Raw genomic sequence first — 16,187 nt, 5'->3', positions numbered from 1 at the left:
TGTAGTCAATGGAGGTGCCATGTCTGCCGTGCATTACGAGAGCTACACCGAAGCCCGCGCACACCTGAAAGATTTGCTGGATGCTGCGGGACAGGGGCGAGTCGCCACGGTTCGTCGTGATGCCGAATACGCGGCGGTGGTCGATGCGGAGCGCCTACGTTATGCCTTGACCAAGCTGTGTGCCGCCGGTGCCGAGGTAGTGGCGGAGAACGAGGGCTGGTCGGTGTTTCTGCCGGGACTTCCGATCGCCGCCGACGGCGCCACCTTCGACGAAGCGGTGGACGAGGTGATCCTTGCGCTCCGTGAGTACGCCGACGACTGGCAAAGCCGATTGCGCACGGCTCCGAACCACCGGGAGAACTGGGGTCTTGTGCAGTTGATCGGCCTCAGCGACGACGCGCAGTTGCGCGACTGGTTGCTCGGAGCCGCCTGATGACATGGCCGGAACCCACGCGGGATCGGCATGAGCAGTTCTGCAAGGCGGAGGGTTGGCAACAGGTGCGTGATGCGCGTGGCCGTACCGGAACCCACCACGTGACATACGAATTCGGACTCCCGGACGGAAGGATACTGCGCACACGTATCTCCCATCCGGTCGATCGCACAGGCTACGGTGCTGCCCTGTGGTCGCATGTCCTTCGGGATCAACTCGACGTCACCGAGGAAACGTTCTGGCAGTGCGTGCTCGAGCGCGTGGTGCCGAGTCGGGGCATCCCGGAGCCTCCGCGCGAGTCGCTGCCAGCGGATGTCGTGCACCTGCTGATCCATCGAGTGGGACTCGGCGCGGACGTGATCGCGGCAATGAGCAAGGAACAGGCGATTGCCCGCCTTCAACGCTTCTGGACCGAAGGTAATTGAACTGTAACCGGACTCAGCACGGCATTGCCGACGCGTGGTCAGGGAGTTGGATTAAGTGTTGTCACTGGGCGGACTTCGCAGGACTGCGTCGAGGTCGCCCGAGAGGAACACAACGTCCTCGACACCCGGTTCGAGCGCGGACCCCTGGAGGACCCGGCTGAAGTCGACACCAAGCCGTTGTGGTGGAACGCTTTACATCGACCTTCAGAATTACCCCGCGAGCACGCCGCACCGCCACGGATTTTGGGCGGCGGTAAACTACCGGGCCACTATGGAGCAGCGGAACTCAGGATTCATCGAGGGTGCAATGTACCGGCAACAAACACCGCACGGCACTGCGAATTCCGGAGTGGATGGCAACGTGATGGCGAACCGACCACCGATACCGGCCGCGATGTACAGCGGGTACAACGGTCACGGCGATGGGCAGCCGCAGTACACCGATCCGACACCCGAGATCAAGCCGAAGAAGGACAAGGAGCTGGTTGTCTCCAGTCCCTGGGTAGACGATGCCCGGCGCGTGCTGAAGGGGTCCCTCGTGGTCGTTGCCTTGGTGATCGATATGGCGCTGCACCTCGGCATCGGTGCAGCGGTCTGGTTCGCCGTCACCACATACTCCGACCGACCGCAGACCGCGGTGCCGCTCGCTGTATTCGCCTGGCTCGCATCATCTTTCATCCATCGCACCTTCGTGCAGCGCGTGCTGCACACGACTGTCGGCAAAGCGCTGTTCGCCTTCCGGCTGCACCATCCCGACGGCTCTAGGGCAACACTGTGGGAGTTGATCAAGCAATGGTTCAGCGGCGGCTTCGGCGCCGTGAGCTTATCCCTGCAGGTGCTTCAAATATTCGGTTGACGACCATTACCCGCCGCGTCCCTGGGGAATTCGGTGCCGCGGCGCGGGAACCCTACGTTCTGGCAGTGCGTGCTCGAGTGCGTGGTGCCGAATCGGGCCATCCCGGAGCCCTCCGCGCGAGTCGCTGCCAGCGGATGTCGTGCACCTGCTGATCCGTCGAGTAGGACTTGGCGCGGACGTGATCGCGGCAATGAGCAACGAGACCGAACGTCCGTCGTCGTCCCGGTGGAGGCCGGGACCCGTTGCCGGACCCGGGATACACCCCGGGCGACTCGGCGGACGTTCGGTCTCTGTGCGGTGGGCGCGTGCCTGCCGGAAGGTCTCGGCGGCCATTGCGCTCCCTGCCCCGCGCTATGTGGATCGCGGGACACGCCGCGGCGGTTACACCTTCGCGTAGGCGAGCGAGGGGACTCGCTGGATGGCGAACGTGGACCGCAGGTAGAACCACCACGTGACGCCGGCCATCACCAGGAAGGCTCCGGCGTAGGCCCAGAACGCGGGTGCCATGCTGTGGTAGTTCGTGTTGGACAGGCGCAGCGCCTGCTGCAACAGCCAGCCGCCGGACGCGCCGACCGCGCCGATGACGCCGATCGCGGCACCCGCCTGGCGCTTGGCCGAGGCGGCGGATTCGGTCAGGTCGAGACCGTGCTCGGCGGCGTACTTCTTGGACTCCGCGCTGAAGATGGTCGGGATCATCCGGTAGGTCGAGCCGTTGCCGACGCCGGTCAGCACGAAGAGCAGCAGGAACGCGATCAGGTACAGCGGGAAGCTCTTCATTTGCAGCGCGGCCATGATCAGCGCGACCGATACCGCCATGCCGCCGAACACGTACAACGTGATCTTGGCGCCGCCGACCTTGTCGGACACCCAGCCGCCGAACGGACGGCTGAACGAGCCGACCAGCGCGCCGAGGAAGGCGAGGTTGCCGAGCGTGGTGATCCAGCCGATCTTGGCCAGGTCCGGGAAGTTGGCTTTGATCAGCGTCGGGAAGGCGAAGGAGAAGCCGATGAACGAGCCGAAGGTGCCGATGTACAGGATCGCCATCACCCAGGTGTGCTGGTTGGTGAGCGCGAGCCGGTAGGACTTACCGTCGGACTTGGCGGTGCTGATGCTGTCCATATAACGCAGCGCCCCGAACGCGGCCGCGAGGATGAACGGCACCCAGACCAGCACCGAGAGTGTAATGCCGAAGCGATAGCCAGCGGGGTCCTTGGCCAAGATATGTGTGCCGAGGGTGATCACCAGCGGCAGCACCAGCTGGGTCTGCGCGACGCCGAGGTTGCCGCCCGCGGCGTTTATGCCGAGCGCCGAGCCCTTCTTTCCCTCCGGGAAGAAGAAGTTGATGTTGGCCATAGAGGAGGAGAAGTTTCCGCCACCGACGCCGGCCAGCGCCGCGAGCACCATGAACACCCACATCGGTGTGCCGGGCTGGTTGACGAAGTAGGCCAGTCCGAGGGTCGGCACGAGCAGCATCGCCGCGCTGAACACGGTGAACGCTCGGCCGCCGAACCTGGGAATGGCGAACGTGTACGGGATCCGCAGCGCCGCGCCCACCAGGGTCGGCGTCGAGGTCAGCAGCAGTGCGTTGCTCACCGCGGTCGGGTTGCCGCTGCCGAGTCCGGCGAGGAAGCCGAAGCCCGCGGCGCCCATGCTGGTGACCACGGTGCCCCAGATGACCCAGATGCTGAAGCCGAGGTTTTCGGCGAACACCGAGAAGAGCAGATTCTTGCGGGCAGTCTTCGCGCCTCCGGATTCCCAGAATTCGGTGTTGTCCGGGTCCCAGTGGTGGAGCCAGCGTCCGCGTTTGCGGTACTCGAAAGTCGTTGTCGGCGACTGCTGGCCGGTGGCAGCTACTACGGCGGTCATCGGCTTCCTCTCGATTCGGCTCGACCGGCCCTCATCGCGGCGAAAGCGCCGCCGGCGGCTGTCGAGTGCCTAGCTACGGTCGAGACAAAGGTATGAGCCGGTTGTTGCGTCCCGGTGGCGCTCCGTGACGTTCCAGGCAAATCGGACTCACATCGGGAATATTCCGATGGTGACCACTTGGTTACCTGGTGTCCTCGCGAGCCTGGTTTTCGCCGTTATCGCGCGTCCGGATACTCAGCGATCAAGGAATTGAGAAAGCACCTCGCCGCCGAGGCGGATCGCTCGGGATCGCCATCGATCACCGCGTGCACCAATTCGGCGTGCTCCTCGGGATAGGAGTTGTTGGACTTCAAAGTCCGTGCACGAATTACTTGCTCGATAATAGGCAGCAGCGAATCGTAGAATTCGAGGTACACCGTGTTGTGGCTCGCGACGACGATCGCGCGGTGCAGTTCGACATCCGCGGCGATCGCGGCGGCCGGGTCGTCCTCCCACACCTTGTCGCGTTCGCCGAGCAGGCGAAGCAGGTTCGCGATGTCGGTGTCGTCGCGGCGGCGCGCCGCCAGCCCGGCGGCGGTGGTGTCCAGTGCCAGGCGGAGTTCCAGGATGTCGCGTTCCTCGGCGTCGGCGAAGTATTTCCCCAGAGTGCCACCGAGGTCGGAGGCGGCGATCACATAGGTGCCCGAGCCTTGCCGACGTTCCAGCATGCCCGCGTGCACGAGGGCCTGGACGGCTTCGCGCACGGTGTTCCGGCCGGTGCCGGTGAGCTCGGTGAGCTCTGGTTCGGTGGGAATTCGGGAGCCGATCGGCCAACGGCCGGAACGAATTTCGGCACGCAGCTGCTCGGTCACCTGAGCGATGAGGCTGGTTCGCCGGACGGGTTGCACTCCGACAGGGTACCGCCCGTCACAAACTGTTGCCCGTCATCATCCGGTCATCCTATGATTTCTCGGTGACAACGACCCTTCCGGAAACTCAGGTCCGTCAGGAATCCGTCTTGGTCGAGCGCCGTCGACGCGCACTGACGGAGGGCCGCCTGCTGGTCCTCGCCGCCATTGTGATGTCGGCGCTCACCCTACGGGTCGCCGTCACCGCGTTCAGCCCGCTGGCCGAGCGGATCGGCGCGGAGATCGGTTACGGCACCGCTGTGGTCGGCGTTTTCGGCATGATCCCGACCGCCATGTTCGCGCTGTCCGGACTGCTGACCCCGGTTATGGCTCGCTGTCTCGGACTGGAGCGCACCGCGTTGACCGCCATGCTGATGGCGGGCGCGGGCATGCTGATCCGGGTGCTGGTGTCCGGCACCGGAGAACTACTCGTGTTCTCCGCGCTCGCGCTCGCCGGGATGGGCATCGGCAATGTGGTGATCCCGCCGCTGCTGAAGCGGTACTTTCCGGATCGCCTCGCCGTGACCAGTTCGCTGTACATCATGATGGTGCAGCTGGGCACCGTCGTGCCCGCGTTCACGGCGGTTCCACTCGCCGACGCGCACGGGTGGCGGGTCTCGATCGGAGTGTGGTCGCTGCTCGGTTTCGCGGCGGCGGTGCCGTGGATCGGGGTGCTGCGCGACCGCCGCGGCCGTGACCGCGCGGACACGACGGCCGCGCCCGCACCGCGGACCGGACGCGTCTGGCGCTCGCCGATCGCCTGGGGCATGTCCGGCATGTTCGGCATGACTTCGCTGACCACGTACGCCATCTTCGCCTGGTTGCCGAAGATTCTGAGCGAGGCGGGCGCCGATGCCGGGTTCGGCGGCGCGATGGTCGGGCTGTTCGCTGTGGTCGGTCTGGTCGCGGCGCTCACCGCGCCGACGGTGGTCGCCCGGTTCCGCAATCCGTTCCTCGTCGTGGTGGCCTGCGCGGTGTTGTACTTCGTCGCGTTCGCGGGGCTGCTGATCGCGCCGATGGGCGCGACCATCCTGTGGGTCGTGCTGCTCGGTCTCGGTCCGAGCACCTTCCCGATGGCGCTGACCCTGATCAACCTGCGCACCCGCACGGCAGTCGGATCGGCCGCGCTGTCCGGCTTCACCCAGGGCGTCGGTTACGCCGTGGCCTGCGTCGGTCCACTGCTGTTCGGCATCCTGCACACGGCGACCGGGGGCTGGCTCGCACCGTTCGCGCTGCTCGGTGTCGCGGTGCTTGTCTTGCTGGCGGGTGCCTGGCAGGCATGCAAACCGCGAATGCTCGAAGACACCTGGTGATATTCGACGGTGCGATCGCGGCGCACCGCGATCTCACCGTTCGAGTTGCGTGGGTGTGCGGGCCGGGGCATGCTGTGCGCGTCACATCTCACCGGCTGCCGAATTCGGAATCGGCCCCTTTGTCGACGCACGGAAATCGTTGTGTCACATGCCCGAAACATTTGCCGGAACTCACGTCTGTTCTCGGATAATCGTGAGCAACCGTTGATTTGACGGTCATTTCGCGCAGCATTTCGGCAATACCTGTTTTCTACCGTGGGGCCAACCGATTTTGGGAGGCCCTGTTGAGCACGCTGACGCGCAACCGCTGGGGAGCGCTGGGACGGACGACGATCCAGCGCCCGCACATCGAGCATTGGGATGCCGAAGATGTCGCGGCCTGGGAAGCGGGCGGCAAGGACATCGCCAAGCGGAACCTGATCTGGTCGGTCATCGCCGAGCACGTGGGATTCTCGGTCTGGTCGATCTGGTCAGTGATGGTGCTGTTCATGCCGGCCGACAAGTTCGGCATCGACGCCGCGGGCAAATTCTTCCTGGTCGCGATGCCGACTCTGGTCGGCGCGTTTCTGCGGATTCCCTACACCGTCGCGACCGCGCGGTTCGGCGGGCGCAACTGGACGGTCTTCAGCGCCGTCCTGCTGCTGCTCCCGACGTTGCTCACGCTGTACTTCGTCAACCAGCCCGGTACCCCGTACGGGACGTTCCTCGTGGTCGCGGCGTTCGCGGGCTTCGGCGGCGGCAACTTCGCCTCCTCGATGACCAACATCAACGCCTTCTACCCGCAGCGGTTGAAGGGCTGGGCGCTCGGCCTGAACGCCGGCGGCGGCAATATCGGCGTTCCGGTGATCCAGCTGATCGGTCTACTGGTCATCGCGACGCTCGGCAACGGCTACGCCTCGCTGATCTGCGCGGTCTACCTGGTGCTCGTCGCGCTCGCCGGTCTCGGCGCCGCGCTGTACATGGACAACCTGCCCAATCAGAAGGCCGATCTGTCCTACATGCTCACCGCGCTGAAGGTGCCACAGTCCTGGGCGATCGCGTTCCTCTACATCGGCACGTTCGGCTCTTTCATCGGCTACAGCTTCGCCTTCGGCCAGGTGCTGCAGATCAGCTTCAAGGCCGGCGGTGACACCGTCGTGCAGGCCACACTGCACGCCGCGCAGATCGCGTTCGTCGGCCCGCTGCTCGGTTCACTGGCCCGGCCCTACGGCGGAAAGTGGGCCGACCGGATCGGCGGCAGCCGGGTCACCTTGTACGTGTTCGGCGCAATGATGGCGGCCGCGGTTCTGGTCGCGACGGCGAGCACTCTGGCGGACCGTAACGGCGGTGTGGCGAGCGGCCCGGTGATGACCACCCTCGTCATCGGATTCATCGTGCTGTTCGTGCTGTCGGGTATCGGCAACGGATCGGTCACCAAGATCATTCCGTCGGTGTTCGACGCGAAGTCCAAGAGCCTGGACGGCAGCACCGCCGCACAGGCCGCGTGGTCGCAGAACACCTCCGGTGCGCTCATCGGATTCGTCGGCGCCATCGGCGCGCTCGGTGGCGTCGCCATCAACCTCGTGCTGCGCTCCTCGTACGCCTCCACTACCTCGGCGACTACGGCGTTCTGGGTGTTCACGGCCTTCTACGTGGCCTGCGCGCTGGTGGTCTGGGCGGTCTTCCTGCGTCGCCCCGGTGTGCGCGTCGTCCCTGCGGACCCCGATGTCGTGGTGCGGGCCGAGGCGTTCGTGCTCGATGCCGAAGCCACCCGCTCGTCCCAGTCCGCCGGCTCGTCGACCCGCGCCTGACCTTCGATCCAGTCCAGGAGGACCAACAGATGAACCCCACAGTCGATCGCAAGACCGCGGTGGTCGTCGGCCACGGCATGGTCGGACACCGGTTCGTCGAGGCGCTGCGTTCGCGTGACACCGAAGGCCGGTGGCAGGTCGTCATCCTCAGCGAGGAGCCGCTGCCCGCTTACGACCGGGTAGGTCTGTCGTCCTACGTGGGCGCCTGGGACGCGAGCGCGCTGGCGCTGCCCGGCAACGAGTATGCCGGTGACGACCTGGTCGAGCTGCGGCTCGGCCAGTGCGCCGAGTCGATCGACCGCGAGGCGCGCAAGGTGACCACGTCGGCCGGTGACACTCTCGCCTACGACGCGCTTGTGCTGGCCACCGGCTCCTACCCGTTCGTGCCGCCGGTGCCGGGCCACGACCACCCCCGGTGTTTCGTCTACCGGACCATAGAGGACTTGGACGGCATCCGCGCGGCCGCGGAAGCCGCCGGACCCGGCGCGTCGGGCGTGGTGGTCGGCGGCGGCCTACTCGGCCTGGAAGCCGCGAACGCGCTGCGACTGCTCGGGCTCACCCCGCATGTGGTCGAGTTCAACGCCAGACTGATGCCCGCCCAGGTAGATGAGGGGGGCGGCGCCATCCTGGAGCGGCTGGTCACCGATCTCGGCCTGCACGTGCACACCGGTGTCGGCACCTCCTCGATCGAGTCGGGCGACCAGGGTGTGCAGGTCACGCTGTCGGACGAGTCGGTGATCGAGGCCGGGCTGGTGGTGTTCTCCGCCGGTGTCCGCCCGCGCGACCAGATCGCCCGCGACGCGGGCCTCGAGGTCGGCCCCCGCGGCGGCATCGTCACCGACCTCGGGCTGCAGACCTCCGACCCGAACATTTGGGCCATCGGCGAATGCGCCGCCGTGGAGGGCGTGTGCTACGGGCTGGTCGCGCCCGGATACAGCACCGCAGAGATCGTCGCGGACCGGCTGCTCGGCGGCGCGGGCGAATTCCCCGGCGCGGACATGTCGACCAAGCTCAAGCTGCTCGGCGTCGACGTGGCAAGCTTCGGCGACGCCCACGGCACCACTGCGGGCGCGCTCTCGGTGGTGCTGCACGACGCGGCCAAGGGCACCTACGCCAAACTCGTCGTCTCCGACGACGCGAAGATCCTGCTCGGCGGGATCTTGGTCGGCGACGCCTCCGCCTACTCGGCGCTGCGGCCGCTCGTCGGCCGTCCGCTGCCCGCCGAACCGGCCGCGCTGATCTCACCCGCCGGCGCGGAGCTCGGTGCGGACGCGCTGCCGGACGACGCGCAGATCTGCTCCTGCAACAACGTGACGAAGGGCGCGATCTGCGGGGCGATCGCGGACGGCGCCTGCGACATTCCCGGCATCAAGAAGTGCACTACCGCTGGAACCTCCTGCGGCGGTTGCGTTCCCATGATCAAGAAGCTGCTCGAGCAGTCCGGCGTGGAGATGTCCAAGGCGCTGTGCGAGCACTTCGCGCAGTCGCGTGCCGAGCTCTTCCAGATCGTCCAGGTCACCGGCATCCGCACCTTCTCGGCCCTGATCGCCAAGTACGGCAAGGGAACCGGCTGCGACATCTGCAAGCCGACCGTCGCCTCCATCCTCGCCTCCACCTCGAGCGGCCACATCCTCGACGGTGAGCAGGCCGCGCTGCAGGACACCAACGACCACTTCCTGGCCAACCTGCAGAAGAACGGCACCTATTCGGTGGTGCCCCGGATGCCGGGCGGAGAGGTCACCGCCGAGCAGCTGATCACCATAGGTGAGGTGGCCAAGGAGTTCGGCCTGTATGTCAAGGTCACCGGCGGCCAGCGCATCGACCTGTTCGGCGCGCGCGTGGAGCAGCTGCCGCTGATCTGGAAGCGACTGGTCGACGTGGGCATGGAATCCGGCCACGCCTACGGCAAGTCGCTGCGCACCGTGAAAAGCTGCGTCGGCTCCACCTGGTGCCGCTACGGCCAGCAGGACTCGGTCGGCATGGCCGTGCTGTTGGAGAAGCGCTACCGTGGCCTGCGCTCGCCGCACAAGCTGAAGCTGGCGGTCTCCGGCTGTGCGCGTGAATGCGCCGAGGCACGCGGCAAAGATGTCGGTGTGATCGCCACCGAGAACGGCTGGAACCTGTACGTCGGCGGCAACGGCGGCCTCACCCCGAAGCACGCGGTGCTGCTCGCGGGCGACCTCGACGACGAGACGCTGATCAGGTACATCGACCGCTACCTGATGTTCTATATCCGCACCGCCGATCGTCTGCAGCGCACCGCGCCATGGCAGGAGGCGCTCGAAGGCGGTATCGAATACCTCCAGCAGGTGATCTGCGAGGACAGCCTCGGCATCGCCGAGGATCTGGAGGTGGCGATGGCCCAGCATGTCGCGGGCTACCGCGACGAGTGGGCCGCTGTGCTGGAAGACGAAGAGAAGCTGTCTCGCTTCGTCTCGTTCGTCAATGCCCCGGAGGAGGCCGATCCGACGATTTCCTTCGACGAAACCGGGGAGCGGAAGGTTCCCGTCCTGCTCGGACTTCCGGAAGTGCCTATCGCCACGCCGGGGAAATGACCGCTTAACCGCACGGAAACAGAACGTCGGTACGAATGAGTAAGGCGTTTGGAGGATGACACCGATGACCGTGATCGATACCCCTGGCATCGCCGCAGCAACCACCACTGGGTGGACGCACGCATGCCGGCTCGACTACTTGATTCCCGGCCGCGGCGTTGCGGTGTTGCTGAAAGGTGGCCAACAGGCTGCGCTGTTCCTGCAGAGCGACGGCATGCTCTATGCCGTCGGCAATATCGACCCGATCGGGCGGGCCGCGGTCATGTCGCGCGGTATCGTCGGGGATCGCGGCGGCGTGCCCGTCGTGGCCTCGCCCTTGTTGAAGCAGGCGTTCTCCCTGGTCGACGGGCGCTGCCTGGACGACGAATCGGCGATGCTGCCGGTGTACGCGGTGCGCGTGGACGACGGCATCGTTTCGATTTCCAACGAGCCGGTGCCATCCGGACTCGTCTCCTCGGATGGATGACGGCATGACAACACTTGACACCGGCCCCGGCCTGGCCGGGTTCACGGTCGGCATCACGGCCGCCAGACGGGCCGAAGAATTCGCCACGCTGCTCGAACGGCGAGGGGCCGCCACCGTGTCCGCACCAGCCATCCGGATCATTCCGCTGGCCGACGACACCGAGCTGGAGCGAGTCACCCGGCAGCTTGTCGCCGATCCACCCCAGATCACCGTGGCCACCACCGGCATCGGTTTCCGCGGGTGGATGGAGGCGGCCGAAGGCTGGGGACTGGCCGAGGATCTGCGCGGCACGCTCGGTGTCACCCGGATGCTCGCGCGCGGCCCGAAGGCGAAGGGTGCCATCCGTGCCGCTGAACTGCGCGAGGAATGGTCGCCCGTCTCGGAGTCCTCCGCGGAGGTGCTCGACCACCTGCTCGCCGAGGGCGTGGAGGGCGTCCGAATCGCGGTGCAGCTGCACGGCGCGACCACCGAGTGGGAGCCGGTGCCCGACTTCTGTGAGGTATTGCGTTGCGCCGGCGCGGATGTCGTGCCGGTGCCGGTGTATCGCTGGGTGCCGCCGGACAACCGGGGGCCGATGGATCAGCTGATCGAGTCCATCGTCACTTCCAGCCTGGACTGCGTCACCTTCACCAGCGCGCCCGCGGTCGCGTCGATGTTGATGCGCGCCAAGGAGACCGGGCTGCTCGAAGGTCTGTTGTACGCGCTGCGCGGCCGGGTGCTGCCCGCATGCGTCGGCCCGATCACGGCGGCGCCGCTGGAAGAGCTCGGGGTGCCCACCTCGATGCCGGGCCGCGCTCGGCTCGGTGCGCTGGCCCGCCACGTCGCCGAGGAACTGCCGCGGCGCGCCAATCGAATCCACGCCGCGGGTCACCACATCAGCGTGCGGGGCGCCTGCGTGGTGGTCGACGGTCAGGTGCGCCAGCTCGCGCCCGCGCCGATGGCTTTGATGCGCTCGTTGGCCAGGCAGCCCGGACGGGTCGTCTCCCGCGAGGACCTCCTCGCCGCGCTGCCCGGCGGTGGCGACGACACGCACGCGGTGGAGACCGCCATCGCCCGCCTCCGTGCCGGGCTCGGCACACCGAAAGCGATTCAGACCGTGGTCAAACGCGGATACCGGCTCGCGCTGGACCCCGCGGAGTGCATCGACAACACCCCACGGCCCCAGGCGACAGGAGGCCCGCAGGTACCCGGTATCGGAATTCCGACCCGGGCACCGCGGTACATCCAGGCCGCGGGGAGCTGGTGACCTCGCCCGCCCTGGTGCTGGTGGCCCACGGGACCCGAAGCACCAAGGGTGTGCAGATGATCGCGGCGCTCGCCGAAGCAGTGTCGAAGGAACTCGGTGCCGGGATTTCGGGGCCCGGCACCGAGGCCGGCGAAGCACCCTGGGTGCGCACGGCTTTCGTCGACGTGCTCGGCCCTTCGCCGTCAGAGGTGCTGCGCGACCTGGTGACGCCGGCTGAGGAAGCCGTTCCCACGGTGCTTGTTCCGGCGTTCTTGGCTTCCGGGTACCACGTCTACCAGGACGTGCCACGCGAAGTGGCAGAGAGTGCCCATCCCGCGGTGGTGGTGACGCCGGCCATGGGACCCGATCCAGCGTTGGCGCGGATCATGACGATGCGCCTGCGCGCCGCGGGCTGGCAGCCCGGTGACGCGGTGGTCTTCGCTGCGGCGGGCTCCTCGGATGCCCGTGCCCGGCAGGACGTTCGGCGTGCGGCCGCGCTGCTGGCCGAACGCCTCGGCGTTCCGGTCCGCATCGGCTACGTCGCGACCGGTGCGCCCCGCATACCGGAGGTGGTCGCCGACCTGCGTGCCTCGGGCGCGCGACGGGTATTCATCGCCTCGTATCTGCTGGCACACGGCCTGTTCCAGCAGCGTCTGCACGAAGCGAGCGCCGATGGCGTCGCCGAACCCATCGGCGTGCACTCGGCCGTCGTCCGGCTCATCGCCGACCGCTACCGGGCCGCCGCCCGCGAGATCGTCCGGGCGCGCGCTCGCTGAGTTCTCGAATCCGCCCTTCCCTGCGGATGGTCACGTGAGCGCGGCGGTGTCCGCGGCGCGCGCCGGCGCAGTCCAGGAAGCGCGGGTGTTCAGCGTCGACGCGTCGCTGCTGCTGGTGCTCCGGTAGGCATCGCCGATCGCGGCGAGTTCCTGTTCGGACAGCACGTCTTCGATCCGGGCGAATCCGTGCGGGGCCCGCCGCGCCACCATGCGCAAGATGCGCTCAGGTCCCAACTCCCGGTTGGCCAGCACGATCGCGTTGACCGTCTCCCGCCGCGCACGCTCGTAGCCGGCCAGCGCGGCCGGCGTGTCCAGTGCGGTCGCCAGGTGATATGCCAGCTCGCGCGCGTCCAGGATCGCCTGGGATCCGCCGTTCGACCCGATCGGATACATCGGATGTGCCGCGTCGCCGGCCAAGGTGACCCGGTCGGTACCCCAGTAGGCCAGGGGATCTCGGTCCACCATCGGATACTCCAAGATCGAATCGGCGCCCCGGATCAGCTCCGGCACATCCAGCCAGTCGAACTGCCAGTCGGCGAAGTGCGGCAGCACGTCGTCGAGCCGACCCCGTGCCGTCCAGTCCGCGGCGAACCCCGCATCGGGCCGACGGACTTCCGCCACCCAATTGATGGTCGCCAGACCGTCGACAGTCGGCGAAATCGGGTACGCAACGAACTTCGCCGCCGTATTGCACCCCGCCATGATCATGGTCCGTCCATTGAGGAACGGTTGGCGTATCGCGGTACCCCGCCACATCCGGATGCCGGAGCCGATCGGCGGGCCCTCGCCGGGATGCAGGTGAGCGCGAACCGCCGAGTGCAGCCCGTCCGCGCCGATCAGCGCGTCGCCATCCCACGATCCCAGCTCGCCGGTACGGCGGTCGAGCAAGTGCACTCGCACTCCGTCCCCGGTGTCGGCGAAGCGGCTGAGCGCCACTCCGGTCCGGACCGCGTCGACGCCGAGCCGCTCGGTCACCGCACGCAAAAGCATCAGCTGCAATTCGCCGCGGTGGATGGAGTACTGCGGCCATCGGTAACCCGCCGCGATTCCCCTCGGCTCACACCAGATCTGATTGCCGAACCGGTCGTAATGAATCATCTCGGCGGTGGGCACGCCGAGTGCGGCCAATTCGTCGCCGAAACCGAGTTCGGTCAATTCACGCACGGCATGCGGCAGCAGGTTGATGCCGACGCCCGCGGTGGTGAGTTCCCGCGCCTTGTCCACCACCACGCATTCGACGCCGGCGGCGTGCAGGCTGAGCGCGGTGGTCAGCCCCGCGATCCCGGCGCCGGCGATCAGCACGCCCGCGTCGGTCCCGCTGATCACAGCAGCACCTCGGGCAGGTATCGCTCGCGCACGAACGCGACTGGGCTGCCACCTACGTCCAGTCGGGCGGTGATGTCGAACAGCGGGTTGTCGGGCTGGTCGTCGGAGCCGCGTACCACGCTGAGTGTGTGCCGCTTGGGATGTAAGGGAGCAAGGAGTAATCCCAATGGCACGTCGCCGTCTCGGAGCGCGAGGGCTGTGCGGTACGGGACCCGGCCGAGCACGACGATGGCTGTCGCCTCCGAAAGCACGCGATTGCGGTTGTTCAGCAAGCGTATTTTCCGCCGCTGCACCGGTTCCGGCCGCCAAAGATCGAGGTCGGCGAACTCGGTGGCGGAAAGCCGGTCATCGTGTCGGTCCACGACCTCCAGCAGCACCGGGCCGCCGGTCCAGGCCGCGAGGGTCCGGGTTGCGCTATCGCTGTCCCGCAGCAGCCTGATCAGCCGCTCGGAATCCGGGCGGATCGCCCGTTCGGTCACCGCGACATGATGGGCAGGAACAGACTCTGCCGAGCCGTCAAACGACATGAGCGCTCCACGGGGAAAACATTGGTAGCTGAATGGGCAGGAACGCTGCGCCCCCCGGCCAGGATCAGCACCGCTCGAAAGGCATTGTAACCATTGAACTTTGCGACTTGCGCTTCGAGCGGTGTGGCGGCTTGATCGTGGATCCGGCTACTGATGTGCTTGCAAGTTTCCGATTCTGCGCCGACCGTGGAGCAGTTGCTCGTGGCATCGGCCCGCGGGGCCGGTTGATTCTCGAGATGAAAGCCCAGATGAAGGCCGAATCGTCGAGCTGGAACGGTCGTGGAGCCACAACTCGACCGACATGTCCACGCCGCTGTCAGAGGAGCGATTGCGGCGCAGGTTTTCTCGGTCACCGACATGCACGGCAATGTGATTGTGGTGCATGTCACCCGCTTCCGTGCCGATGGGGTGACCGCGCCGATCCGGCACGGGCGGCATTTGCCGGCGTTGGTGACGTATCCGGTGGTGTATCAGCACGTCCGGACGCGCGTGGAGTTGATCATCGAGGTGGCCGGCGCGAAAGTGTGTCCACGGGTGGATCATTTCGTTGATCCGGGTCCGAATGGACCAGAGGATTCGGCATCCGAACATTTTTCGGTCGGTACTATCGGATCACGAAGTCGCACATGGCCATGCGCGCCTGTCACATCACCGCAGCACCTCTGGCAGGTATCGCTCGCGCACGAACGCGACTGGGCTGCCACCTACGTCCAGTCGGGCGGTGATGTCGAACAGCGGGTTGTCGGGCTGGTCGTCGGAGCCGCGTACCACGCTGAGTGTGTGCCGCTTGGGATGTAAGGGAGCAAGGAGTAATCCCAATGGCACGTCGCCGTCTCGGAGCGCGAGGGCTGTGCGGTACGGGACCCGGCCGAGCACGACGATGGCTGTCGCCTCCGAAAGCACGCGATTGCGGTTGTTCAGCAAGCGTATTTTCCGCCGCTGCACCGGTTCCGGCCGCCAAAGATCGAGGTCGGCGAACTCGGTGGCGGAAAGCCGGTCATCGTGTCGGTCCACGACCTCCAGCAGCACCGGGCCGCCGGTCCAGGCCGCGAGGGTCCGGGTTGCGCTATCGCTGTCCCGCAGCAGCCTGATCAGCCGCTCGGAATCCGGGCGGATCGCCCGTTCGGTCACCGCGACATGATGGGCAGGAACAGACTCTGCCGAGCCGTCAGACGACATGAGCGCTCTCCGTGCCGAGCCGGTGGCAGTTCGGTGCGCCATCACGCCGGTAACGCACATACGTGTGCGAGGCCGCGAGCGGCCATCACATCGAGCAGGCACGTACGCGGGGTCGCCATCCCGGTCAGGTGCCCACACGCCGTGAACACCCGGTGTGCCTCTGCGCGGCGACTCATCGGTTGCCGCCCCCGCTCCGAATGGACACCGTCTGCAACCCCGAACGCATCAATCCCCCACGCAGCGTGTAGAACACCATTCGACTCAACCTCGCAAAGTTCTGGCAGATCGTCACCGGTCGGCTCGCGGACCGTGCCGATTCGGTGACTGGAGCGGTCAATCGAGACGAGCATGGCCGACTACCTGCAGACCTGGCATCGGTAGGCCGTAGGTAGGAGGGCAGTGGCAGCCTTCCTGCGCGGGGGACGCGAGTCGAATACCGTCGCGAAGAAGACCGAACAGCAAGGATGTGGCGCGCGGTGATGGCGTCGGCGCAACGACAGCCGGTGTGCCACCGAACCGTTGATCATCGGTCGCGGAGCTTTGGGCGCACCAGGTAGCTGCTT

The 16,187-nt window shown here is 66.8% G+C and carries 14 protein-coding genes; 9 read left to right on the top strand and 5 right to left on the bottom strand.

Annotation, left to right across the window (positions count from 1 at the left end):
* The first annotated feature begins 19 nt into the window (after positions 1–19).
* The 3 genes from AB0H00_RS17005 to AB0H00_RS16995 all read left to right on the top strand — a co-directional run bounded on the left by AB0H00_RS17005 (position 20) and on the right by AB0H00_RS16995 (position 1,714).
* Positions 20–433: a prevent-host-death protein gene (locus tag AB0H00_RS17005; RefSeq protein WP_357266831.1), complete on the top strand. Its 414-nt coding sequence runs from the start codon at positions 20–22 to the stop codon at positions 431–433.
* Complete coding sequence (locus AB0H00_RS17000) at positions 433–858, top strand: cytotoxic translational repressor of toxin-antitoxin stability system (protein WP_357266828.1); 426 nt, start codon at positions 433–435, stop codon at positions 856–858. Before AB0H00_RS17005 ends, AB0H00_RS17000 begins: the two co-directional genes overlap by 1 nt.
* A 364-nt stretch (positions 859–1,222) precedes the next feature.
* On the top strand, positions 1,223–1,714 hold the full coding sequence (locus tag AB0H00_RS16995) for an RDD family protein (protein WP_357266825.1): 492 nt from the start codon (positions 1,223–1,225) through the stop codon (positions 1,712–1,714).
* Positions 1,715–2,095: 381 nt separating this feature from the next.
* On the opposite strand, the gene AB0H00_RS16990 is transcribed toward AB0H00_RS16995, so the two are convergent.
* Both AB0H00_RS16990 and AB0H00_RS16985 read right to left on the bottom strand, forming a co-directional pair.
* Positions 2,096–3,580, bottom strand: coding sequence for an MFS transporter (locus AB0H00_RS16990; protein ID WP_357266822.1), 1,485 nt, complete (start codon positions 3,578–3,580; stop codon positions 2,096–2,098).
* A 215-nt stretch (positions 3,581–3,795) separates the two neighbouring features.
* A complete protein-coding gene (locus tag AB0H00_RS16985; RefSeq protein ID WP_357266820.1) occupies positions 3,796–4,467 on the bottom strand; it encodes a FadR/GntR family transcriptional regulator in 672 nt (223 codons plus the stop codon).
* Positions 4,468–4,640: 173 nt separating this feature from the next.
* Between AB0H00_RS16985 and AB0H00_RS16980 the strand changes: the two genes are divergently transcribed.
* From AB0H00_RS16980 to AB0H00_RS16955, 6 genes are all read left to right on the top strand, one after another.
* Positions 4,641–5,780: an MFS transporter gene (locus AB0H00_RS16980; RefSeq protein WP_357267136.1), complete on the top strand. Its 1,140-nt coding sequence runs from the start codon at positions 4,641–4,643 to the stop codon at positions 5,778–5,780.
* Positions 5,781–6,112: 332 nt separating this feature from the next.
* The gene (locus tag AB0H00_RS16975; protein WP_357267132.1) at positions 6,113–7,570 is read left to right on the top strand and encodes a nitrate/nitrite transporter; all 1,458 of its coding nucleotides are present in this window, start codon (positions 6,113–6,115) and stop codon (positions 7,568–7,570) included.
* Positions 7,571–7,599: 29 nt separating this feature from the next.
* On the top strand, positions 7,600–10,125 hold the full coding sequence (gene nirB / locus AB0H00_RS16970) for a nitrite reductase large subunit NirB (protein WP_357266817.1): 2,526 nt from the start codon (positions 7,600–7,602) through the stop codon (positions 10,123–10,125).
* 64 nt (positions 10,126–10,189) lie between these two features.
* Complete coding sequence (gene nirD / locus AB0H00_RS16965; protein WP_357266814.1) at positions 10,190–10,591, top strand: nitrite reductase small subunit NirD; 402 nt, start codon at positions 10,190–10,192, stop codon at positions 10,589–10,591.
* Between the two features lie 4 nt (positions 10,592–10,595).
* Positions 10,596–11,837, top strand: a complete 1,242-nt coding sequence (locus AB0H00_RS16960; protein ID WP_357266811.1) for a uroporphyrinogen-III synthase — start codon at positions 10,596–10,598, stop codon at positions 11,835–11,837.
* A complete protein-coding gene (locus tag AB0H00_RS16955) occupies positions 11,834–12,592 on the top strand; it encodes a sirohydrochlorin chelatase (RefSeq protein WP_357266808.1) in 759 nt (252 codons plus the stop codon). The genes AB0H00_RS16960 and AB0H00_RS16955 overlap by 4 nt, the downstream gene beginning before the upstream one ends.
* A 30-nt stretch (positions 12,593–12,622) precedes the next feature.
* On the opposite strand, the gene AB0H00_RS16950 is transcribed toward AB0H00_RS16955, so the two are convergent.
* From AB0H00_RS16950 to AB0H00_RS16940, 3 genes are all read right to left on the bottom strand, one after another.
* Positions 12,623–13,918, bottom strand: coding sequence for a flavin-dependent oxidoreductase (locus AB0H00_RS16950; protein WP_357266805.1), 1,296 nt, complete (start codon positions 13,916–13,918; stop codon positions 12,623–12,625).
* A complete protein-coding gene (locus AB0H00_RS16945) occupies positions 13,915–14,397 on the bottom strand; it encodes a hypothetical protein (RefSeq protein WP_357266802.1) in 483 nt (160 codons plus the stop codon). The genes AB0H00_RS16950 and AB0H00_RS16945 overlap by 4 nt, the downstream gene beginning before the upstream one ends.
* A 696-nt stretch (positions 14,398–15,093) precedes the next feature.
* Positions 15,094–15,576, bottom strand: coding sequence for a hypothetical protein (locus AB0H00_RS16940; protein WP_357266799.1), 483 nt, complete (start codon positions 15,574–15,576; stop codon positions 15,094–15,096).
* Positions 15,577–16,187 lie beyond the last annotated feature (611 nt).

It is taken from the genome of Nocardia sp. NPDC023852, assembly GCF_040639505.1.
In the GTDB taxonomy this organism is placed as follows: Bacteria; Actinomycetota; Actinomycetes; order Mycobacteriales; family Mycobacteriaceae; genus Nocardia.
This window is presented reverse-complemented; position numbering and strand designations above follow the sequence as displayed.

What these genes read in the sequence shown, in the direction of transcription:
- AB0H00_RS17005 (WP_357266831.1), top strand. Translation starts at nt 20, where the DNA reads ATGTCTGCCGTGCATTACGAGAGCTACACCGAAGCCCGCGCACACCTG.
- AB0H00_RS17000 (WP_357266828.1), top strand. Translation starts at nt 433, where the DNA reads ATGACATGGCCGGAACCCACGCGGGATCGGCATGAGCAGTTCTGCAAG.
- AB0H00_RS16995 (WP_357266825.1), top strand. Translation starts at nt 1,223, where the DNA reads ATGGCGAACCGACCACCGATACCGGCCGCGATGTACAGCGGGTACAAC.
- AB0H00_RS16990 (WP_357266822.1), bottom strand. Translation starts at nt 3,580, where the DNA reads ATGACCGCCGTAGTAGCTGCCACCGGCCAGCAGTCGCCGACAACGACT.
- AB0H00_RS16980 (WP_357267136.1), top strand. Translation starts at nt 4,641, where the DNA reads ATGTCGGCGCTCACCCTACGGGTCGCCGTCACCGCGTTCAGCCCGCTG.
- nirB (WP_357266817.1), top strand. Translation starts at nt 7,600, where the DNA reads ATGAACCCCACAGTCGATCGCAAGACCGCGGTGGTCGTCGGCCACGGC.
- nirD (WP_357266814.1), top strand. Translation starts at nt 10,190, where the DNA reads ATGACCGTGATCGATACCCCTGGCATCGCCGCAGCAACCACCACTGGG.
- AB0H00_RS16960 (WP_357266811.1), top strand. Translation starts at nt 10,596, where the DNA reads ATGACAACACTTGACACCGGCCCCGGCCTGGCCGGGTTCACGGTCGGC.